The sequence below is a fragment of the Actinoallomurus oryzae genome, from assembly GCF_039541955.1.
GTDB classification, from domain to species: Bacteria; Actinomycetota; Actinomycetes; order Streptosporangiales; family Streptosporangiaceae; genus Actinoallomurus; species Actinoallomurus oryzae.
On sequence record NZ_BAABHF010000009.1, the window covers coordinates 451,953 to 470,248 of the forward strand.

At 69.4% G+C, this 18,296-nt stretch carries 24 protein-coding genes; 9 read left to right on the forward strand and 15 right to left on the reverse strand.

The window, feature by feature from the left end:
• Positions 1-84 precede the first annotated feature (84 nt).
• The gene (locus ABEA10_RS03900) at positions 85-1,014 is read right to left on the reverse strand and encodes an NADP-dependent oxidoreductase (protein WP_345457507.1); all 930 of its coding nucleotides are present in this window, start codon (positions 1,012-1,014) and stop codon (positions 85-87) included.
• 75 nt (positions 1,015-1,089) lie between these two features.
• Here ABEA10_RS03900 and ABEA10_RS03905 point away from each other — a divergent pair, with 75 nt between their 5' ends.
• Positions 1,090-1,470, forward strand: a complete 381-nt coding sequence (locus ABEA10_RS03905; RefSeq protein ID WP_345457509.1) for a winged helix-turn-helix transcriptional regulator — start codon at positions 1,090-1,092, stop codon at positions 1,468-1,470.
• A gap of 7 nt (positions 1,471-1,477) precedes the next feature.
• Here ABEA10_RS03905 and ABEA10_RS03910 read toward each other — a convergent pair whose 3' ends face one another.
• The 3 genes from ABEA10_RS03910 to ABEA10_RS03920 all read right to left on the reverse strand — a co-directional run bounded on the left by ABEA10_RS03910 (position 1,478) and on the right by ABEA10_RS03920 (position 3,328).
• Positions 1,478-1,936, reverse strand: a complete 459-nt coding sequence (locus tag ABEA10_RS03910) for an arsenate reductase ArsC (protein ID WP_345457512.1) — start codon at positions 1,934-1,936, stop codon at positions 1,478-1,480.
• Positions 1,937-2,009: 73 nt separating this feature from the next.
• Complete coding sequence (gene arsB / locus ABEA10_RS03915; RefSeq protein WP_345457515.1) at positions 2,010-2,954, reverse strand: ACR3 family arsenite efflux transporter; 945 nt, start codon at positions 2,952-2,954, stop codon at positions 2,010-2,012.
• Positions 2,951-3,328, reverse strand: a complete 378-nt coding sequence (locus ABEA10_RS03920) for an ArsR/SmtB family transcription factor (RefSeq protein ID WP_345457518.1) — start codon at positions 3,326-3,328, stop codon at positions 2,951-2,953. Before ABEA10_RS03920 ends, arsB begins: the two co-directional genes overlap by 4 nt.
• 85 nt (positions 3,329-3,413) lie before the next feature.
• On the opposite strand from ABEA10_RS03920, the gene ABEA10_RS03925 reads away from it, so the two are divergent.
• Positions 3,414-3,593, forward strand: coding sequence for a hypothetical protein (locus tag ABEA10_RS03925; protein ID WP_345457521.1), 180 nt, complete (start codon positions 3,414-3,416; stop codon positions 3,591-3,593).
• Positions 3,594-3,615: 22 nt separating this feature from the next.
• Positions 3,616-4,098, forward strand: a complete 483-nt coding sequence (locus tag ABEA10_RS03930; RefSeq protein ID WP_345457524.1) for an ArsI/CadI family heavy metal resistance metalloenzyme — start codon at positions 3,616-3,618, stop codon at positions 4,096-4,098.
• A gap of 141 nt (positions 4,099-4,239) precedes the next feature.
• Here ABEA10_RS03930 and ABEA10_RS03935 read toward each other — a convergent pair whose 3' ends face one another.
• The 6 genes from ABEA10_RS03935 to ABEA10_RS03960 all read right to left on the reverse strand — a co-directional run bounded on the left by ABEA10_RS03935 (position 4,240) and on the right by ABEA10_RS03960 (position 8,516).
• Positions 4,240-4,653, reverse strand: a complete 414-nt coding sequence (locus ABEA10_RS03935; RefSeq protein WP_345457527.1) for a VOC family protein — start codon at positions 4,651-4,653, stop codon at positions 4,240-4,242.
• 85 nt (positions 4,654-4,738) lie between these two features.
• Complete coding sequence (locus ABEA10_RS03940) at positions 4,739-5,170, reverse strand: helix-turn-helix transcriptional regulator (protein WP_345457530.1); 432 nt, start codon at positions 5,168-5,170, stop codon at positions 4,739-4,741.
• A 132-nt stretch (positions 5,171-5,302) separates the two neighbouring features.
• A complete protein-coding gene (locus ABEA10_RS03945) occupies positions 5,303-6,553 on the reverse strand; it encodes an MFS transporter (RefSeq protein ID WP_345457533.1) in 1,251 nt (416 codons plus the stop codon).
• A gap of 192 nt (positions 6,554-6,745) precedes the next feature.
• Entirely contained in the window at positions 6,746-7,330 is a 585-nt protein-coding gene (locus tag ABEA10_RS03950) for a DUF4240 domain-containing protein (RefSeq protein WP_345457536.1), read from the reverse strand.
• Between the two features lie 94 nt (positions 7,331-7,424).
• Entirely contained in the window at positions 7,425-7,874 is a 450-nt protein-coding gene (locus ABEA10_RS03955; protein ID WP_345457539.1) for a hypothetical protein, read from the reverse strand.
• A 228-nt stretch (positions 7,875-8,102) separates the two neighbouring features.
• Entirely contained in the window at positions 8,103-8,516 is a 414-nt protein-coding gene (locus tag ABEA10_RS03960; RefSeq protein ID WP_345457542.1) for an SRPBCC family protein, read from the reverse strand.
• 103 nt (positions 8,517-8,619) lie between these two features.
• On the opposite strand from ABEA10_RS03960, the gene ABEA10_RS03965 reads away from it, so the two are divergent.
• From ABEA10_RS03965 to ABEA10_RS03980, 4 genes are all read left to right on the forward strand, one after another.
• Positions 8,620-8,934, forward strand: a complete 315-nt coding sequence (locus ABEA10_RS03965) for a maleylpyruvate isomerase N-terminal domain-containing protein (RefSeq protein ID WP_345457544.1) — start codon at positions 8,620-8,622, stop codon at positions 8,932-8,934.
• 142 nt (positions 8,935-9,076) lie between these two features.
• Positions 9,077-10,174 carry a threonine aldolase family protein gene (locus ABEA10_RS03970; RefSeq protein ID WP_345457547.1) on the forward strand — a complete coding sequence of 366 codons (1,098 nt, stop codon included), beginning with the start codon at positions 9,077-9,079 and terminating at the stop codon, positions 10,172-10,174.
• A gap of 73 nt (positions 10,175-10,247) precedes the next feature.
• Complete coding sequence (locus ABEA10_RS03975; protein WP_345457550.1) at positions 10,248-10,589, forward strand: VOC family protein; 342 nt, start codon at positions 10,248-10,250, stop codon at positions 10,587-10,589.
• Complete coding sequence (locus tag ABEA10_RS03980) at positions 10,586-11,674, forward strand: TolB-like translocation protein (protein ID WP_345457553.1); 1,089 nt, start codon at positions 10,586-10,588, stop codon at positions 11,672-11,674. The genes ABEA10_RS03975 and ABEA10_RS03980 overlap by 4 nt, the downstream gene beginning before the upstream one ends.
• Positions 11,675-11,851: 177 nt before the next feature.
• Here ABEA10_RS03980 and ABEA10_RS03985 read toward each other — a convergent pair whose 3' ends face one another.
• From ABEA10_RS03985 to ABEA10_RS03995, 3 genes are all read right to left on the reverse strand, one after another.
• Complete coding sequence (locus ABEA10_RS03985; protein WP_329249804.1) at positions 11,852-12,637, reverse strand: resuscitation-promoting factor; 786 nt, start codon at positions 12,635-12,637, stop codon at positions 11,852-11,854.
• 299 nt (positions 12,638-12,936) lie between these two features.
• Positions 12,937-13,455 (reverse strand): hypothetical protein, encoded by a 519-nt coding sequence (locus ABEA10_RS03990; protein WP_345457558.1) that lies wholly within the window; start codon positions 13,453-13,455, stop codon positions 12,937-12,939.
• 52 nt (positions 13,456-13,507) lie between these two features.
• Positions 13,508-13,927, reverse strand: a complete 420-nt coding sequence (locus ABEA10_RS03995) for a hypothetical protein (RefSeq protein WP_345457561.1) — start codon at positions 13,925-13,927, stop codon at positions 13,508-13,510.
• A gap of 92 nt (positions 13,928-14,019) precedes the next feature.
• Between ABEA10_RS03995 and ABEA10_RS04000 the strand changes: the two genes are divergently transcribed.
• Entirely contained in the window at positions 14,020-14,949 is a 930-nt protein-coding gene (locus tag ABEA10_RS04000) for a phosphotransferase family protein (protein WP_345457564.1), read from the forward strand.
• 13 nt (positions 14,950-14,962) lie between these two features.
• Here the strand turns inward: ABEA10_RS04000 and lepB are convergent, their stop codons facing one another.
• Positions 14,963-15,463: a signal peptidase I gene (gene lepB / locus ABEA10_RS04005; protein ID WP_345457567.1), complete on the reverse strand. Its 501-nt coding sequence runs from the start codon at positions 15,461-15,463 to the stop codon at positions 14,963-14,965.
• A gap of 83 nt (positions 15,464-15,546) precedes the next feature.
• On the opposite strand from lepB, the gene ABEA10_RS04010 reads away from it, so the two are divergent.
• Positions 15,547-16,002 carry a DUF6210 family protein gene (locus ABEA10_RS04010; protein WP_345457570.1) on the forward strand — a complete coding sequence of 152 codons (456 nt, stop codon included), beginning with the start codon at positions 15,547-15,549 and terminating at the stop codon, positions 16,000-16,002.
• A 47-nt stretch (positions 16,003-16,049) separates the two neighbouring features.
• On the opposite strand, the gene ABEA10_RS04015 is transcribed toward ABEA10_RS04010, so the two are convergent.
• On the reverse strand, positions 16,050-18,194 hold the full coding sequence (locus ABEA10_RS04015; RefSeq protein ID WP_345457573.1) for a (Fe-S)-binding protein: 2,145 nt from the start codon (positions 18,192-18,194) through the stop codon (positions 16,050-16,052).
• Positions 18,195-18,296 lie beyond the last annotated feature (102 nt).

Consider the following 18,296-nt stretch of genomic DNA (forward strand, 5'->3'; position numbering starts at 1 on the left):
CCGGCCAGAGCGGTCGATCAGGGTCGCATACGGTCGTTCGCGGGGAGAAGGTTAAGAGCGCGCAGGTCAGCGGGCACGACGGGATCAGACGGTGAGGACGAGCTTGCCCTGGAGGTGACCGCCGTCGAGCAGCCGGTGTGCGTCGGCGACGTGCTCGAACGGGAACGTCTCCTGCACGTGGGCTCGGAGCTTGCCCTGTTCGACGAGTTCGACGAGACCTCGTAGGGCGACCGGATCAGGGTCGACCGCGATGCCGCTGAAGCGCATGCCGGCCGCCTCGTACTTGGCGGCGAGCTCCGTATCCTCCTCGGCGACCGCCGTCACCAGGTGGCCGCCTGGGCGGAGCACTGCGAGCGACCGCTCGACGGTGTCGCCGCCGATCGTGTCGAGCACGACGTCGATGTCGCGGACCGCCTCGGTGAAGTCGACCGCCGTGTAGTCGATCACCTCGTCGGCGCCGAGGCCCTCGACGAACTTCCGCTTGCTCCCGCCGGCGGTCGCGATCACGTGTGCGCCGAGTGCTTTCGCGATCTGGATCGCCACGTGGCCGACCCCGCCACCGCCGCCGTGGACCAGGACGCGGTCGCCCTCGGTGACGCCGCCGAGGTCGACGAGGCCCTGCCACGCCGTCAGCCCGACGACCGGCAGTGCCGACGCCTCGACGTGCGAGAGCGACGCCGGCTTGCGTGCCAGGTGCAACGCGGGCGCCGACACGACCTCGGCGTACGCGCTCGCCGCCCGCGGGAACAGTGGCATCCCGAACACCTCGTCGCCAGGCCTGAACCGCCACGTCTGCGGCGCCTCCTCGACCACGCCGCTGATGTCCCAGCCGAGGATGAACGGCGGCCGGCCGATCAGCGGGAACTCGCCGGCGCGCAGGCGCGCCTCCAGCGGGTTCAGCCCGATCGCCTTGACGCGGACGAGAACCTCGGCCGGGAGGGGCTGGGGCTCGGGCGCGTCCACGATGGTGAGCACCTCGGGACCGCCGAGCGTCTGCTGGGTGATGACTCGCATGACTCTCCTGGCTTTGAAGGGGGGAGAGAACCCAGGCTAGGTTTCCGATAGGAACCAGCAGGTACCTTTGGCGCCATGAGCGGCTTCGGTCCCGGTGATCCCTTTCTCGCCGACTGTCCGGCGCGTCTGGCGGTCGAGCTCATCGCCGACAAGTGGACGGTGGTCGTGCTCTACGGCCTCAGCAAGGGCCCGGTACGCCATGGCGAGCTGATCGAGCTGATCGGCGGCATCTCCCGCAAGATGCTCACCCAGACCCTCCGACGGCTCCAGGCGCACGGACTCGTCCGCCGCCACGCCTACGCCGAGGTGCCGCCCCGCGTCGAGTACGAGCTCACCCCGCTCGGGGCGACGCTGATCGATCCGATCCACATGCTGACCGAGTGGGCGAGGGCGAACGGCGACGCCGTGCTCGATGCGCTCGACGCCGATCCCGAGCCGGTCGCCCATGGCGACTGAGGCTTCACTAGGGCACTGAGTACCCTCGGCCGCGCTCGCTCTGTTGCTGGTCGATGTCGTTTCCGGCGGGGACGAGTTCGTCGAGGAGTTCGCGGACGCGAGTGTCGATCTCGTCGCGGATGGGACGCACCTCATCGACGGTCTTGCCCGCGGGGTCGTCGAGTCGCCAGTCGAGGTAGCGCTTGCCGGGGAAGACGGGGCAGGCATCGCCGCAGCCCATGGTGATGACGACGTCGGCGGCCTGGACCGCTTCCGTGGTCAGGGGCTTGGGGAACTCCCTGGTCAGGTCGAGGCCGAGTTCCTCCATGACCGTGACGACGGCAGGGTTGATCGACTCCGCGGGGGCGGAGCCGGCGGAGCGTACGCGGACGCGTCCGGCGGCGTGGTGGTCGAGCAGGGCGGCGGCCATCTGAGAGCGGCCGGCGTTGTGGACGCAGACGAACAGAACCTCGGGAAGGTCAGACACCAGGACTCCTCGTTGATGATGGGACGGCGGTCTTCGGCTCCTCGGTGGCCGTCCGAGCCCGGCCGACGGTCTCCTACGGGGTGGTTCGGCGGCGTAGCGCGAGGGAGACGTAGACCAGGGCGACCAGGACGGGAACCTCGATGAGCGGGCCGACGACACCGGCGAGGGCCTGGCCGGAGGTGACGCCGAAGGTGGCGATGGCGACCGCGATGGCGAGTTCGAAGTTGTTACCGGCCGCGGTGAAGGCGTCGCCTTGGAGGGCGAACAGGATCACGATGGTGAACAGCAGCCCGTACAGGGCGGCGGGTCCGATCCGGGGCACGAACCGCGTTTCGTACCAGTCCCGGCCACGAGCTTTCTCGCCAAGGCGGCGGGTCAGGTAGCCGGCGAGCAGCGGGATGCCGAGGAACACCAGGACCGAGCGGGCGATGTCCCAGGTCGAGGCGTTCAGGTTCGTCTGGTGCAGGCCGAGCCAGCCGGGCAGGACGTGCAGGTAGAACCAGCCGAGCAGCGCGAACGCCACCACCTGGAACACCGAGTTCAACGCGACGAGTACGGCGGCGGCCTCACGATCGCCGCAGGCCAGGTCGTTCCAGATGATGACCATCGCGATGCAGCGTGCCAGTCCGACGATGATCAGTCCGGTGCGGTAGGCGGGCAGGTCGGACAGGAAGATCCACGCCAGCGCGAACATCACCGCCGGGCCGACGATCCAGTTCAACACGATCGAGGGGATCAGCAGCCGCCGGTCGCGGGTCACGGTGTCGAGCCGGTCGTAGCGGACCTTGACCAGCACCGGGTACATCATGACCAGCAGCCCGACCGCGATCGGCAGCGAGATGCCGTCGACCTTCACGGCGTCCAGACCCCTGCCGAGCTCAGGTATCGCCCTGCCGGCGAGCAGGCCGAGGGCCATCGCGGCGGCGATCCACATCGGCAGGAACCGGTCCAGCACCGACAGCCGGCCGACGACCGCGGCGTCCGCGGCGCCCGGGGTGTGTTCGTCGGTCGTGGTCACGCCCGAACCAGTCCGGCGGCTTGGCGCGGCCCGAGGATCGCCGACAGCCGCTGCAGCGTCTGCGGGTTGATCCAGTAGTAGACCCACGTACCGCGGCGCTCGGAGTCGATCAATCCGGCCTGTTTGAGGACCTTCAGGTGATGGCTGATCGTCGGAGCGGTCAGATCGAAGGCACTGGTCAGGTCGCACACACATGCCTCACCGCCCTCGTGGCAGGCGATGAGCGACAGCAGCCGTAGCCGTACCGGGTCACCGATCGCCTTGAACAGCGGCGCGAGTTCGTCCGCCTCGGTGGCGTTCAGCGGTTCGCACGCCAGCGGGGCGCAGCACGCCGCCTCGGACACGTCCACGACCGACAGGTCTTGCTTAGACATGCTTCTAATTTGACATGCGCCTAGGCAAGGGCGCAAACTGACGACGCCGCGCTGATTTGAAGTTCATCTAAACAGGAGGTGGACAGTGGCTCTTCTACCCGCCCTGGCCCGCCGGATCGCCGCGCATGGCGTCCGAGCACGCCGCGAGCGCATCACGTTCAACGACTCCACCGGCGAGGTGTGCGACGCGTCGTGCCGCCGTACCGCTCGCCTGGACCGCGCCCGTACCACCGCGCTAGCCGCCGGCCTGGACTATCGCATCTGAATCACACCGAAAGGAACACCGCATGTCTCGTGTTCAACTCGCTCTGCGGGTCGCCGACCTGGACGGCTCCGTCAACTTCTACTCCAAGCTCTTCGGCGTCGAACCCGCCAAGCGCCGAGCCGGCTACGCCAACTTCGCCATCGCCGAGCCGCCCCTGAAGCTGGTCTTGATCGAAGGTGAGGCCGGCGAGGCGACGCGGATGGACCATCTGGGCGTCGAGGTCGAGGACACCGATCTCGTGACCGCCGCCACCCAGCGTCTGAAGGACGCTGGCCTGGCCACGTTCGAGGAGAACGACACCTCCTGCTGTTACGCGCTCCAGGACAAGGTGTGGGTCCACGGTCCCGGCCAGGAGCCGTGGGAGGTCTACACGGTCAAAGGCGACGCCGACACCCTGGAGAAGACCGAGGGCTCGGCCTGCTGCGCCGGCGGGGCGGCCGATGCCACCGATGGCGAGAAGGTGACCGTCTCCGCCGATGCCTCATCCGGCGGCTGCTGCTGCTGACGGGAGCCGGGGGGCGTGGCCATCGCGAGTCGCGGTGACTCACGCCCTCCATGCCCGCCCTATGACGCTCAGGATTCCCCGACCGGCCCGCGGCTCGGGCGGGCCGAAAGTCATCCTCCCCGTTGTCCTGCTCGCTGCGTGCTAACCGAGTTGAGCCAGGCGGATCTGATTGCCGGACGGGTCGCGGAAGGAGGTGTCCATACCGTACGGCTGCTCGACGGGCTCCTCGACGAACTCGACGCCCCGGCCGAGGAGTTCTTTGTACGTCGTTTGGATGTCGTCGGTGGTCAGGAAGACGGTTCCGCCGAAGCCCTTGGCCATGAGGTCGCGTACCTGATCGGCGGTTTCGGGATCCATGACCGGCGCGCCGGGAATCGCCATCAGCGAGATCGCGATGTCGGGCTGGCCGACCGGGCCGACGGCGAGCCAGCGGAAGCCGCCCATCTCGGCCATGGTCACGTCGGCGCGCACCTCCATGCCGAGTTTGCGGGTGTAGAACTCGAGTGCCGCTTCTTGGTCGTGCACCCAAAGCTGCACGGTGCTGATCTTGATCATGGGGGTTCTCCCAACTACCAGGGGCTTTGTGCCGCGTTCAAAGCTAGCCAGGCGGCAACACGGCGTCTTCTCGAAACGTCCGGTTTCACCGTGAGGTCGGTCGGCGCGGGTCGGTCGGGGCGTTACGAGGGCGCCCGAACACCCGCAGGACGCACGCCGGGACCATCGCGTACGTGGCGGCGGGCGGGAACGTCGCGCGATAGGCCGTCGGCGACATCCCGTACGTGCGGGTGAAGCTGGTGGTGAACGAGCCGATACTCCGCAGGCCGACGGACACGCAGATGTCGGCGACCGACCGGTCCGTGGTGCGCAGCAGTGCCGCGGCGCGTTCGAGGCGGCGGGTCAGCAGGTACGCGTGCGGGGACTCACCGAACGCCCGGCGGAACTCCTGGCTGAAGTGGGCGCGCGACAGCCCGGCGGCGCGGGCGAGGTCCACGACGGTCAACTCCTCGAAGTACCGCGCGTCGACCAGATCCTTGGCGCGCAGCAGGTGGCGCGCCGGCGGCACGGAGCCCATGAGACCCCAGTATCGCCGGTTCACGCGCTGACGTGGCCAAGCCTCTCGACCGTCTCCCGCCGCGCCGCCGGCCACTGACAGGACGGCGTACGGATCGCCGGCGGCGTTTCAGCTGGTACGCGGTGACGAGTGTCACCGGGACGGCGGGGTCTGTCCGGCCAGAGCCGTACGTTCCTGCGAGGCGGTCGGGCTGGGAACGGTCAGCCGGCTGAGCCCCAGCAGGGAGGCGAGCAGGGCCGCGGCGGCGCAGGCGGCGGCGAAGACGTATCCCCAGCGGGCGCCGGCCGTGTCGATGATCTGCCCGGCGGCGGCCGAGCCTGCCGCGGTGCCGACCGAGATCGCCGAGGTGAGCCAGGCCATGCCTTCGGTCTGCCGACTCGGCGGCGCCTGTCGCTCGATGAGGCTGAAGCAGGTGATCAGCATCGGTGACAGAGCCAGCCCGGAGAAGAGCATCGCCACGGCGAGGACGCCCAGCCCGGGCATCGCCCAGAACGTGGCCGTTCCCGCCGCCGCCGCGCTCAGGGCCAGTATGAGGCGGCGCCGTAGCGGGGCATGCCAGGTCCGCGCCCCGTACCACAGCCCGCCGACCGCACTGCCCAGTGCGTAACCGCCGAGGACCAGGCCGGCCAGCGGCTTGTGCCCGTTCTGTTGCGCGAAGTCCACGGTGGCCAGGTCGATCGCGGCGAGCACCGCGCCGAAGAACAGGCCGACCGGCGCCAGCGTGACCAGGCCCCGCGCGGGCAGCAGCCGGCCGCCGTCACCGCGCCCCACACCCACCGGGCCCGTGGGAGGCTCGGTGACGCGCTGCGCGGCCAGCAGCAGCGAGCCGGCCACGCACGTCACCGCCGCCACCACCAGCCCCGCCGCCGGATGGACCCCGGTGGCCAGCAAGGTGACCAGCACCGGACCGGCCACGAAGATCACCTCGTCGGCCACCGACTCCAGCGAGAACGCGGCCTGCAGCAACGGCGAACCACCCAGCTGCGCGCTCCACCGGGCCCGTACCATCGAGCCGATCTGGGGCGTGGCGGCCCCGGCGAGCCCGCTACAGGCGATCAGCGCCCAGCCCGGCGCGCGCAGTTCCGCGCAGCCGATGAGGCCGACCGTTGACGCCGCGTACACCAGCACGAACGGCGGCAGCACCCGACCCTGGCCGAACCGATCGGCCAGCCGAGCAGCCAGCGGTGACACCAGCGCATAGCCGCCCGACCCGGCTGCGGCCACCGCACCCGCCAGCGCGTACCGGCCAGTGATCGACGCGACCAGCAGCACGGTCCCCAGACCGGTCATGGCGATCTGCATCCGGCCTACCAGCCCCGCCACGCAGAACCGCAGCGCACCCGGGCCGGCCAGCGCTCTCAGATATGAGCTTTCGCTCCGCATGATCTCTGTCCGCCTCGCCCCGAAGTACGACTGTTCTCAGTGGAGATAGCGCAAGCGCGGAACGGCACTCAACTCATTTAGGTGCTCGGACACGCCGCATGGCCAGGGATGATGACTGATCGAATCCGGCTGTGGTGCTGTCCGCCGTGCCGATCAGGCGGCCCGTTTGCAGCGGGTCCGGCAGACCAGACATCAAGGGCGACGGTTTTCGGCTCGCGCGAAAAGGGCGTGCAACCGGGGAAGCCGCAGCGGGATCAGCGCAGTATCTTCGGGGCCGCCGAATCGCCCCGACCAGGGCTCGCCCTCGCCGCTGGTGGCTGGGAGAACATCCAATGCCTCCCAGAACTCGTCCACATCGTCAGTGCGGCGTTCGTACGCCCGGGACGCGGCGAAATGGATCGCCTCGCTCGACAGAGTGAACCGATCGATCTTCCCGGCCGCGATCAATCGCACTATCGGATGGTCCGCGAGCACGTCTGGGTCGGCCACGACCTGCTCGAACGCATCCTGTCCCAAGCCGACCAGGCCCGCCTGGAAATCGCTGAGGCTGTCGTCCGAGACGTAGTCACAGATGAGGAAGGCGGCCCCGCACACCCGCCACTGGTGCGCGTGCGATGCGGTCTCGGCGTAGCAGTGGTGGAAGTCGACGATACGGTCCGGAGGCAACTGCGCCAGCCCGTCCACCAGCGCCGCGCCGACAGCGGAGCCGGACGGCCAGGCGCCGTCGTCGGATGCGTCCGTACGGGCCTGCTCGATCAGTGCCCAGAACTCGCTCATCTGCACACCGGGAGTTTGTCACGATCAATCCGGCGGATATCAGAGGAAAACCTATGCTTCACTATCCGGCGGGTCCGGTGAGAGATCTCAGAAGTCACGCTGACATGTGCCGGACGAACACCTCGAGGAAATACAGGGCCACGGCGCTTCCGCCGATCGCGACGGCCGGGGTCGTCCAGGCCGCGGTGCGAGAGCGCCGGGCCATCAGGCCGAAGATCACGATCAGTGTCCCCGTCGACCACCATGCGATGTCACTGTGCAGCCGGGCCGCGTCGGCCCTGACCAGGCAGGCGTGGTCCAGCCGCTGACCGGCGTAGGCGCACAGCTGCGCCGAGGACGGGTCGTACGGCAGGCTTCCGGGAGACGTCTGGTACATCAGCCAGACCACCAAGCCGACGACGACGCCGATCAGATGCAGGCGATTCAGCCTGATCCCCAGTCTGCGCCCCACCCACCATTCGTAGGCCGCGATCGCCGCGAAGACGACCGCCAATCCGCCGACCACGACCGTCATCACCCACGGACGGCTCCGATGCGTCACCATCGCAGCGATGATCACGGCGAAGAGGCCTCCGACGGACACGACGCCCGCCTGGCAGGACGCCCACCATGAACGCGCCATACGCGGTAACGGCGTGTGGACATCCGCCGCTACGAAGGAATTCCCGGTGGCACGCATACGGTTCCTCCTGTCCGACTTGATGCCCTTAGCAAATACCCCGCAGCGCACCACTTGCCACACACTGCCCGATTGGGGATGCCGCCCTGTTACTCACCTTCGGGCTGCGGCCTCGATCGCCTGTTTCATTTCCCACGCGCCGCGTTCGACGCGAATGCGGATCTCGGCGGCCGATGCGTGCGGCAGCACATCGGTGGTCCAGATCAGCCGGCCCCTCTCGTCGCCCTCCGGACGGACCTCGAACGAGGCGTGGTGGTGCTCGAGCGGCGGTCTCGCACCCTCGACGACGGCGTAGGCGAGGCGGCGGGCGCCGTCATCGATGGCGACGATCAGCTCGCGGATCACATGCCCGTCGGGAAAGGTCAGGAGCCGCTGGTCGCCCTCGATCCGGGTGCTGGTGACACGGCCGGGAAGCAGGCGCTCGTGCACGGCGCCGACGTCACGCAGCACATTCCAGATGTGCTCGGGGGACGCGTCGATCACGATCTCATGGCGAACGGAAGCCATGACGCTGGCGGGCTCCTCTCGGCTGGACTGTTGCGATCAACCTAGCCGGGACCCTTCTGATTCGGGCGTGGCGGTGTTGGGAACGAGTGAAAGCCATCAGGCTGTGGGCGGGCCTGAGCGGCGTCGGGATGGCCGCCGATCCAGGAGGCGTACATTTCCCACGCATGGATGCCCCGCCTTCCTCGCCCACCTGCGCCGCGAGCTGACCGTCTTCTCGGCGTGCCTGAACGGCGACCTGTCCGCGCCGGTCGAGCACTGCGGCGACTGGACGCTGCACGACCTCGCGGAGCACCTGGGCCGCGGCAACCTCTGGGCCGCTGCGGCGGTGACCGAGCAGCACAGCCACTACGAGGCCCCTCCCGCGCCGCGGGACCGCGCGCCGGCACTGTCGATCCTGGACGGCCCACTGGTCGCCTGACGCGCGGTACGGCACCTGCCCGGCAGGCCCCCGACAACCCACCCGGCCACAGGCCGAACGCGCCCGATCCGACCCGAGCTGAGAGCGGCTACCGGAGAAAACACGTTGGTCCGGCGTCACGCCGCCGTGCGATGATCCGCCGATGTCCGACAACACTCGACAGCGCCGCCTGGCCGCGCTGTCGGCCTGCGACCGAATCCTGTCCGGCACCCGGCCTGCGACGATGCGGGACAGGCTAGCGGACATGGAGGCGGGCGGTGACCTGGACGGCCGGCCCGACTTCTACGGCGACGGCCCAGTGACCACGCTGGAGGAACGCGTGGCAGACCTCCTGGGGACCGAGGCCGCCGTCTTCTTCCCCACCGGCACGATGGCCCAGCAGGTCGCGCTTCGCTACGGCGCCGACCGCACCGGGCGGTCGACGGTCGCCCTTCACCCGCTCGGCCACCAGGAGATGCACGAACGGCACGCTTACGCCCAGGTGAGCGGTCTGCGCAGCGTCTGGCCGACCACCGCGCCGCGTAACCCCACGGCCGACGAGATCACCGAACTCGGCGAACCGGTGAGCACCGTCGTCATCGAACTCCCGCTGCGCGACGCCGGCTTCGTCCTGCCCACCTGGGATGAGCTCACCGCAGTGTCCGCCGCGGCACGCGCCATCGGCGCACGCCTTCACTTCGACGGCGCCCGGATCTGGGACTCCACTCCCCACCTCGGACACTCCCTCAGCGAGATCGCGAGCCTCGCCGACAGCACCTACGTCTCCTTCTACAAGACGCTCGGCGGCATCAGCGGTGCGGCGCTCACGGGCACGGCGGAACTCGCCTCGTACGCCCGGGTCTGGCGGCACCGCTACGGCGGCGACGTGTTCCAGCAGTGGCCCGCGGCCGTGACCGCACTCGCCGGGCTCGACCGCGAACTGCCACGCGTCCCCGACTATGTACGGCACGCGCGCACCGTCGCCGCGGCCCTCTCCGCCCTACCCGGCGCACGAGTCAGCCCGGAACCACCGCACACGCATCGGTTCCGTCTCTGGCTGCCTTACCCGGCGCAGGCGCTCAACGACGCGGCGCTCGCGCTCGCCGAAGAGGAGAAGGTGTGGTTCGCCGCCGGATGGCAGGACACCGATGTACCGGGCATCGCGATGACCGAGATCACCGTTGCCGCCCCCGCCCTGGCGTGGACCACCAAGGAGATCTCTGAAGTCGCCGAACGCTTCCTCAGCCGGGCCGCTCGCTGACCTGGGGAGTAAAGACCGCCACCATAGTGGTGAGCCCTGGTTATGGAACCGAGAATATTCCTACGATGGCGGCATGGCCCTCGACTTGTTCGCAGGTATTCCGGTCACCGACTACGCGGCGGCTCTGAAATGGTACGAGCGGCTGCTGGGTTCTCCTCCGGCGTTCTTTCCGAACGACACGGAGGCCGTGTGGGAGCTCGCCGAGCACCGGTTCGTCTACATCGAGCAGCGGCCCGAGCACGCCGGCCATGCCATGCACACGCTCTTCGTACACGACCTCGATGCGCGCGTCGCGCAGATCACCGAACGGGGGCTGGATCCAGCGGAGCAGGAGACCTACGCGAACGGCGTGCGTAAGACCACCTACCGCGATCCCGACGGGAACGAGATCGGGTTCGGCGGCGCTCCACAGTGACGAGGGCCACCCGCCGTACGACGGCCGCCGGTCAGCGCCGCCGGTCGGCGATGGCCGCCCCGCTGCTGTCGGCGGTGTTAGCGGTCGGCGCGTGCGGGAACACGGCCGCACACCCTCCCGATCACGGCTCGAAGACTTCTCCGGATGCCGGAAAAGCTCATTACCTACTGGCCGTACGGTCGCCCGGCACTTCCATCTGCGGCGACGGAGTCACCCAGTTGCTGACCGCCTCCGGACGGCCGGTCGCGCTGGTGGGACGTCCCGCCGGCATCTGCAACTGGAGCACGGTGACGGCCGGCGTCTCGCCCGGACGGCCGTCCCGGATCTTCTTCCTCAGGGGGCTGACGACCGACCGGGCCCACATGCGCCTCTACCGGATGCGCATCGACGAACACGGAAAGATCGTTGAACTGGCGCCGGTCCCCGGCATGACCTCGGCCGACGACGCGATCGACGATATCGCCGTCACTCCGGACGGCACCCGGTTCGCCTTCCCCACGAGCCGCCCCGTCAAGAGCGGTATGGCCTACGGGGTGGTAGTGACCAGCGCCGCCGGACGGCCGAGGACGACCCTCTGGGCGGGCAGCGGCTGGAGTCCCCTGGTCGGCCTCTCCTGGGCGGCGGACGGGCGCACGCTACAGATCGCGCAGCGCGCGAACCCGGGCATCCGCGTGGTCGACACCGGCACCGCACACGACCTTGCCCGAGACAGCCGCCTGGTGGTGCCGGGGTCAGGATGGTACGGCGACGTGGACGGTGAGACGGGGACGCTGAGCACCGACGGAACGCAGACGTACTTCGTCACCCACGACCACCTGCGGGCGATCGATCGCGTGATCGCAGCGCCGGTCTCCGGAGGAGGCGCCGCTCGCGTCCTGTTCGAGAGGCGCTACCGGCCGGCGTACGTGGCCGGCAAGCCCCCGAAGCCGGCGAACCTTCTGGGCGACGCGATCTGCCGCGAGGGCGACGGCGCACATCTGCTGGTGGCGGGCAAGGATCGGTCCTTCCGCATCACGATCGCCACCCACGCCGTCGAGACCCTGTCTCTGAGCTTCACCGGCACGCAAGAGGAACTGGCCTGCTGATCTTCGCACGATCAGTTGTTCGGCCGACGATGGACTTCGGGGCGATAGGCGTAGAACATGGCACCCTGCTCGAGGTCGTGCCAGTCGGTCGCGCAAAGGGTGCCGGTCTTGCTGGAGGGACGACCCGCGAACGCGCTTCAAGTCGTACGCGCACCGAACCGCCGCAGGGCGCCTGATTCAGCTGAAGAGGTAGTGGCCACAGTTGGGCCACTGGCCCTGCCACCGGCCGCCCACCCTGTTGTACAGGAGCTGGGCGCGGTAGGTCTGTTCGGCCGCGGAGGCCTGGCTCGGCAGGCCCGAGCCGCCGACCGTCGCCCACGACTGCCGGTTGAACTGGTACAGCCCGTAGTAACCGGCGGGGTTGACCGCGCGGGGATTGCCGCCCGACTCGCACTTCGCCAGAGCGCTCCAGTTGAGCCGGGCCGCGGAGCCGGCGCCCGTCGGCTGCGGGCCGACGGCGACGATCTGCGACACCGCCTTGCGCTTGATCTTCTGGGCGATGACGGCCTTGACCTTCTTGCCGTGCCGCCGGACGTACGCGACCTGGACCTGCTTGAGGCCGGAGCGGCCCTTCCGCAGCACCTTCTGGCTGTAGGCGGGGACCTTCGAGCTCTTCTTCCGCACGATCGGCGGCGGGATCTTGACCATCTTGGTCACCGGGTCGGACAGCAGCCGGAGGACCTTGACGGTCGCGGCCGGTGCCGCGTCGGCGGGCGGGGTCACCAGGTCGTGCGGGCCGAGCTGCACGCCGACCTGGGCGAGCACCGCCCGTACGGTCCCGGCCGTGGTCATGGTCTCGGCGGTCTTCTTGTGATCGACGACCACGACGACCTTCCGCGGCGTGGGCGTGGGCGTGGCCCGGGGTGCGTCCGCGGCCCTCGCGTCGTCCGCCTTCGACGATCCGCATCCGGACACGACGACCGCGAGCATCGCGAGACCGGTGATGACCGCGGAAAGGCGCACGACTCCTCCGTTGTATCGGCAGCCCCCCGCGTACCGGCTAGCACACTAGCGGAGCAAATGACGCCTTTCGCGGCGAACACGAAACTTCCCCACCGTCCCGACGGTCGGCACGCACGTCCGTCGCCCACGCGCCGAGCAGTCCATGAAGGCGTGCGTCGTGTTCCCATAGGGTGCATCTCGATCCCGAAGAGGTCGACGGCGAAGCCGGTGCAGTCCCGCTCCGTCAGCCTCCTGGCGAACCCGGCCGGGGCCTCGCTCCGTTTCTCCATCCCGGTGTTCGCGCTGCGCTGTCGCGACCCCTACTTGCGGCGTTTCTTCTCCGGCCATTCCATGACCAGCTTCTCGCCCTGTGCGAGTGCCGCCCAGAAGCGGGCCTTCTCCCGGAGCTCCTCGGCCGCCGCGATGACCTTCGCCTCGTCGACCCGTGTGTCGGGGAGGGTGGAGAGCGCTTCTTCGGCGGCCCGGGCGACCTGGTCGGTGCTGGTGATCCGCTCGTCCGCGACGCGTTGTACGAGGCCGGCCATGAGCTCCGCGCGCTGCAGCCGGTCGGAGCGGGCCCTGATGGCCTGCTCGGAGCGCCGCTGCGCATGGGGCGGGCGGCGGCCGTCGAGGTGATCCATGCTGTCGAACACCGCGCCCGCGGCGACCGCTCCCCAGAAGCCGCCGTCCTCCGCCGTACCGCGCTCCACGATGAAGTGGACCGCGTCATGTGGAAGTGAGGGCCCGGCCACGCCCTCGCGCACGCGGTAGCGGACGCCGTCCGAGCGCTCGACGATGCTGTAGGAACGTGCACCGTCGGCCAGACGGGGAAATGTCACACGCATCGGTCCATCGTGACATCCCCCGCAACCGGTTTTCCGCGGCCGTGAATCACCCGTTCGCCGCCTCGAAGGCGCGGATCACCCGCTCGGTGGGGTCCGGGGCCGAAGGAACGCGGAGGCGGTCGGTGAGGAGGAACTCGGGCAGCTCGAACGCCGTGTGCTCCCGCTCGGTCAGCAGGTGCGTCCCGCCGACGGCATCGGGTTCCCAGCCGTGCGCCAGGGCGTACTCGATGAGGGTCCGTACGTCCTCCGGCTGCGGGTAGGCGCCGTCGGCCGCGCACGCGCCCCAGGGCGAACCCCAGCTCTTCGACAGCAGGTCCGCCTGCAGCGCGCGGCTGTTCTTCCCGGCGCCCCAGACGCGTACGCGGATGCACCGGTGGCAGTCGCGCTCGCCGCGGACATGGCGGATGTCGGCCTTCCACACGAACGCTCGTCCACCGGTGTGCAGCTTCCGCAACCTCGTCCGCATGGTCTCCGCCTCCCGGCAGCGCCCGAAAAAAGGGAATGAACGGCCGCCTGTCACAACCGTACGGTGGCCGGGTGCCGAACCATTCTCTTCCGGTGGCGAAGACCGAGGCGGAGTTCGCCGCCGTACGCCGGGACGAGGCTCGGCTCCGGCCGGGCGTCCTCGCATTGTGCCGTCATCTCGGACACGGCGGGGCGGACGTCACGCGTTTTCCGGGTGGCTCGCTACCCGTCTACGCCGTCGGGGACCGGCTCGTGCTCAAGCTCTACCCGCCGGCCTGCGCGAGGAACGGGCGGGTCGAAGACCGCGTGCTGCGCGCGATCGATGGCCGGCTGCCGGTGCCGACGCCACGCGTGGAGGCGGCCGGCGAGTTCGGGGACTGGCGCTACGTGCTCATGACGCGGTTGCGCGGCGAACCGCTGACCGAGGTCTGGCCACGCACGGACGAACGCGACCGGGACGCGATCGCCGAGCAGCTCGGGCGTCTCCTCGCCGCCCTGCACCAGATCACCGTTCCGGCGCTCGGGCCGGCGGACTGGCACCGCTTCATCGCCGACCAGCGAGCCGGCTGCGTCGCGCGCCAGCGCGCCCGCGGACTGGCGCCGCTGTGGGCCGCGCAGATTCCCGAGTTCCTCGGCTCGGTGCCGCTGCAGCCGTCACCGCCGGTCCTCCTGCACACCGAGGTCATGCGCGAACACCTCCTGGCCGTCCGGGGGCCGGGCGGCGGCTGGTCGCTCTCGGGCCTGTACGACTTCGAACCCGCCATGACGGGTGACCGGGAGTATGAGTTCGCCGCGGTGGGCCTGTTCGTCTCCCGGGGCGACGCGCGGTTCCTGCGCCGGCTCCTCACCGCCTACGGCCGGCCCGGCGACCGGTTCGACGCCGCGTTGCAGCGGCGGCTTCTCGCGTACGCGCTGCTGCACCGCTACAGCGACCTGACCTGGTACCTCAAGGAGCTGCCCGCGCCGCCGGAACCCACGCTCGACGCGCTCGCCGCCCGCTGGTGGGCGCTGGACACGCCCTGACGCGGCGCCCGCGTCACTTGAGTACTACCACGCCGATGACCGCGGAGGCCGGAACGGGGCCGCGGCCCGTACGGGAGTCCGCCGAGTTCGCGCGGTTGTCGCCCATCAGCCACATCTGCCCGGGCGGGATCGCCACGGTGCCGAAGGCCGCCTCAGCAGTGCCCGGCGCGAGGTACGGCTCGGACAACGGCGCGCCGTTCAGCGTGACCCGGCCGCCCGAGCAGCAGCCGATCCGGTCGCCGGCGATCGCCACGACGCGTTTGACGATGGGCTGCGTACCCCGGCCGTCCGCGGACCAGCTCGGCATGGTGAACACCACGACGTCCCCGCGCTTCGGCGTGTACCTGCCGTGCCGGACGGGCCGTGCGTTGAACGTCTGGTTCACCCGCAGTGTGGGCTCCATCGCGACACTCGGGTTGGTGTATCGGTGATACCCGTGCAGCGCCGCACTCGCCGGCGCGCATCCCGTGACCAGCCAGGGGAGGGCCGCCATGGCGATCACTCGTCTTCTCATGGGCACGGAGGCTATCGACTGAGATACTCCCCGGTCATGCTTACTGCGGTACAAAGCGTCGCCGAGGCGGGGATCGTGCGGCCATGACCGAACCGGTGGGCGCGCGGCGGTACGTCTTCCTGGATCCGGACGGGACGCAGGGGCGCGACTGGTCGTACGTCATCGTCCGGGCGCCCACGGGGATCTGCTACGAGCAGCAGTACGGCGGGACGGCCACCCGGTCGGGCCACGTCGAGGGCTATCTGGTCCCGGTACGGAGCGCGCCGGCGCTGGCCGACCTCCGTACGTTCTTCGAACGTGACCTCCGAGGATCCGGCGCGGAGGGCCGATCCTGGCCGGAGGACGACCTGCGACGGCTCCGCGGCGCGGTGGAGAGAATCCTCTTCTGGGAGTCGTCCCCGGGCCCGGAGGGCGTGACCGGCCGTGGCCCGCAGGCGCTGGTCCTGGACGAGAGCCGACTCGCCGACCTGGACGAGGCGTGGATCCCGGTCCTCACCGCCGACGGCCCCGGGATCCTGGTCTGGCAGAACTCCGACTAGTGCCCCCGGCCGCCGTCGGTGGGACGGCGGCCGGGCGGCTCGGGTCGTTACTCCGCAGCGGCGGGTTCGGCTTCGGGTTCGGGCTCGCCCTTGATGGAGCGGATCAGCAGCTGGGACACGTCGACCACCTCGAGGGAGTCCTTCGCGCCGCCCGAGGACTTCTTCTCGTTGATCGCGTCGCCGAGCATCACCAGGCAGAACGGGCAGGCCGTGGACACGGTGTCCGGGTCGGTCTCCAGGGCCTCGTCGACGCGTTCGGTGTTGATGCGCTTGCCGATGCGCTCTTCCATCCACATGCGGGCGCCGCCGGCGCCGCAGCAGAAACCGCGGTCCTTGCAGCGGTGCATCTCCTGGGTCTGCACGCCCGGGACCTTGGCCATGATGTCGCGGGGCTGGGAGTAGACCTTGTTGTGGCGGCCCAGGAAGCACGGGTCGTGGTAGGTGATCTTCTCCTCGACCGGCGTGACCGGGGTGAGCTTGCCGGTCTCCACCAGGTGGGACAGCAGCTGGGTGTGGTGCACGACCTCGTACGTGCCGCCGAGCTGCGGGTACTCGTTGGACAGCGTGTTGAAGCAGTGCGGGCAGGTGGCGACGATCTTCTTGACGCCGGCGTCGTTGAGGGTCTCGATGTTCTGCTGGGCGAGCATCTGGAAGATGAACTCCATGCCCAGCCGCCGGGCCGGGTCGCCCGAGCAGGCCTCCATCGGGCCGAGGACGGCGAACTTCACGCCCGCGATGTGCAGCAGCTCCGCGACGGCCTTGGTGGTCTTCTTCGCGCGGTCCTCCAGGGCGCCCGCACAGCCGACCCAGAACAGGTATTCGGTGTCCTCGGGCAGCTTGTCCTCGACCATCGGGACTTCGAAGTCGAGCTCCTCGACCCAGTCGGCGCGCTTCATCTCGGACATGCCCCAGGGGTTGCCCTTGTTCTCCAGGTTCTTCAGCATGACGCCGGCCTCCGAGGGGAAGCTCGACTCGATCATGACCTGGTAGCGGCGCATGTCGACGATGTGGTCGATGTGCTCGATGTCCACCGGGCACTGCTCGACGCAGGCGCCGCAGTTGGTGCAGGACCACAGCACGTCGGGGTCGATGACGCCCATGGACTCGGCGTCGCCGACGAGCGGGCGGCCGGCCTCCTTGAGCACGTCCTCGGGCAGGTTGTCGCGCTCGTCCTCGGCGGCCAGGATGTACGGCGCCTTGGCCAGGGCGTGGTCGCGCAGGTCCATGATCAGCGTCTTGGGCGACAGCGGCTTGCCGGTGTTCCAGGCGGGGCACTGCGACTGGCAGCGGCCGCACTCGGTGCAGGAGGCGAAGTCGAGGAAGCCCTTCCAGGTGAAGTCCTCGATCTTGCCCCGGCCGAAGGTGTCCTCGTCGGGGTCGGCCTCTTCGAAGTCGATCGGCTTGCCGTCGCTCATCATCGGCGGCACCGGGCCGAGCGCGTCGGGGCGGCGCTTGAACATGACGTTGAGCGGCGCCAGGAAGATGTGCAGGTGCTTGGAGTTCAGCACGATGATCAGGAACACCAGCATGACGCCGATGTGCAGCAGCAGACCGACCGACTCCAGCGCCTCGTTGACGTCGTGACCGGCCGGCTTGAGCGCGCTGCCCACCAGGTGGGACATGAAGGCGCCGTTGCCGTACGGGAAGTTGCCCGTGGCGACGCCCGCGCCGCGGAACAGGAACATCGTCCACACGACATTGAAGATCATGAACAGGACGAGCCACGCGCCGCCCAGGTGGGAGCCCTTGAACCTCGACTTGCGGTCGAGGCGCTTGGGGGAGTTCTTCAGCCGGATGACGGTGAAGGCCACCAGGCCGAGGAAGGCGGCGACGGCGATGAAGTCCTGCAGGAAGCCGAGCGCGTCCCACTTGCCGACGACGGGGATGTGGAAGTCGAGGCCGGTGAGCAGCGCGCCGTACGCCTCGATGTAAACGGTGATGAGGATGATGAACGCCCACATCACGAAGAAGTGGGCGAGCCCGGGGACGGTCCACTTGAGCAGCTTGCGCTGCCCGAGGACCTCCACGACCTGGCCCTTGACCTCGTCGCCGACGTTGTCCTTGGCTGAGGCGAGCCGGTCGGGAGCGGGCTGACCGCTCATCGCCACGCGGTAGAGGAACCGGACCCGCCGCCCGGCGAGCGCGAGCGCGACCACGGTGGCCACGAGCCCGATGATCAACCTGATGACCACGTTTCCGTCCTTCCGGTACGGCCTGGTTGCGGCGCCGTGCAGTCAGCGTATGGCCGGCGACTGACAGCCACGAACAACGGTTCGCATACTACCGATCAGTAG

Coding starts and splice junctions, on each gene's coding strand:
- ABEA10_RS03920 (WP_345457518.1), bottom strand. CDS start 3,328: ATGTCTAAGCAAGACCTGTCGGTCGTGGACGTGTCCGAGGCGGCGTGC.
- ABEA10_RS03940 (WP_345457530.1), bottom strand. CDS start 5,170: ATGGGCTCCGTGCCGCCGGCGCGCCACCTGCTGCGCGCCAAGGATCTG.
- ABEA10_RS03950 (WP_345457536.1), bottom strand. CDS start 7,330: ATGAGCGAGTTCTGGGCACTGATCGAGCAGGCCCGTACGGACGCATCC.
- ABEA10_RS03930 (WP_345457524.1), top strand. CDS start 3,616: ATGTCTCGTGTTCAACTCGCTCTGCGGGTCGCCGACCTGGACGGCTCC.
- ABEA10_RS03995 (WP_345457561.1), bottom strand. CDS start 13,927: ATGCGGACGAGGTTGCGGAAGCTGCACACCGGTGGACGAGCGTTCGTG.
- ABEA10_RS03955 (WP_345457539.1), bottom strand. CDS start 7,874: ATGGTGACGCATCGGAGCCGTCCGTGGGTGATGACGGTCGTGGTCGGC.
- lepB (WP_345457567.1), bottom strand. CDS start 15,463: ATGAGAAGACGAGTGATCGCCATGGCGGCCCTCCCCTGGCTGGTCACG.
- ABEA10_RS03975 (WP_345457550.1), top strand. CDS start 10,248: ATGGCCCTCGACTTGTTCGCAGGTATTCCGGTCACCGACTACGCGGCG.
- ABEA10_RS04010 (WP_345457570.1), top strand. CDS start 15,547: ATGACCGAACCGGTGGGCGCGCGGCGGTACGTCTTCCTGGATCCGGAC.
- ABEA10_RS03935 (WP_345457527.1), bottom strand. CDS start 4,653: ATGATCAAGATCAGCACCGTGCAGCTTTGGGTGCACGACCAAGAAGCG.
- ABEA10_RS03960 (WP_345457542.1), bottom strand. CDS start 8,516: ATGGCTTCCGTTCGCCATGAGATCGTGATCGACGCGTCCCCCGAGCAC.
- ABEA10_RS03945 (WP_345457533.1), bottom strand. CDS start 6,553: ATGCGGAGCGAAAGCTCATATCTGAGAGCGCTGGCCGGCCCGGGTGCG.
- ABEA10_RS03900 (WP_345457507.1), bottom strand. CDS start 1,014: ATGCGAGTCATCACCCAGCAGACGCTCGGCGGTCCCGAGGTGCTCACC.
- ABEA10_RS03970 (WP_345457547.1), top strand. CDS start 9,077: ATGTCCGACAACACTCGACAGCGCCGCCTGGCCGCGCTGTCGGCCTGC.
- ABEA10_RS03905 (WP_345457509.1), top strand. CDS start 1,090: ATGAGCGGCTTCGGTCCCGGTGATCCCTTTCTCGCCGACTGTCCGGCG.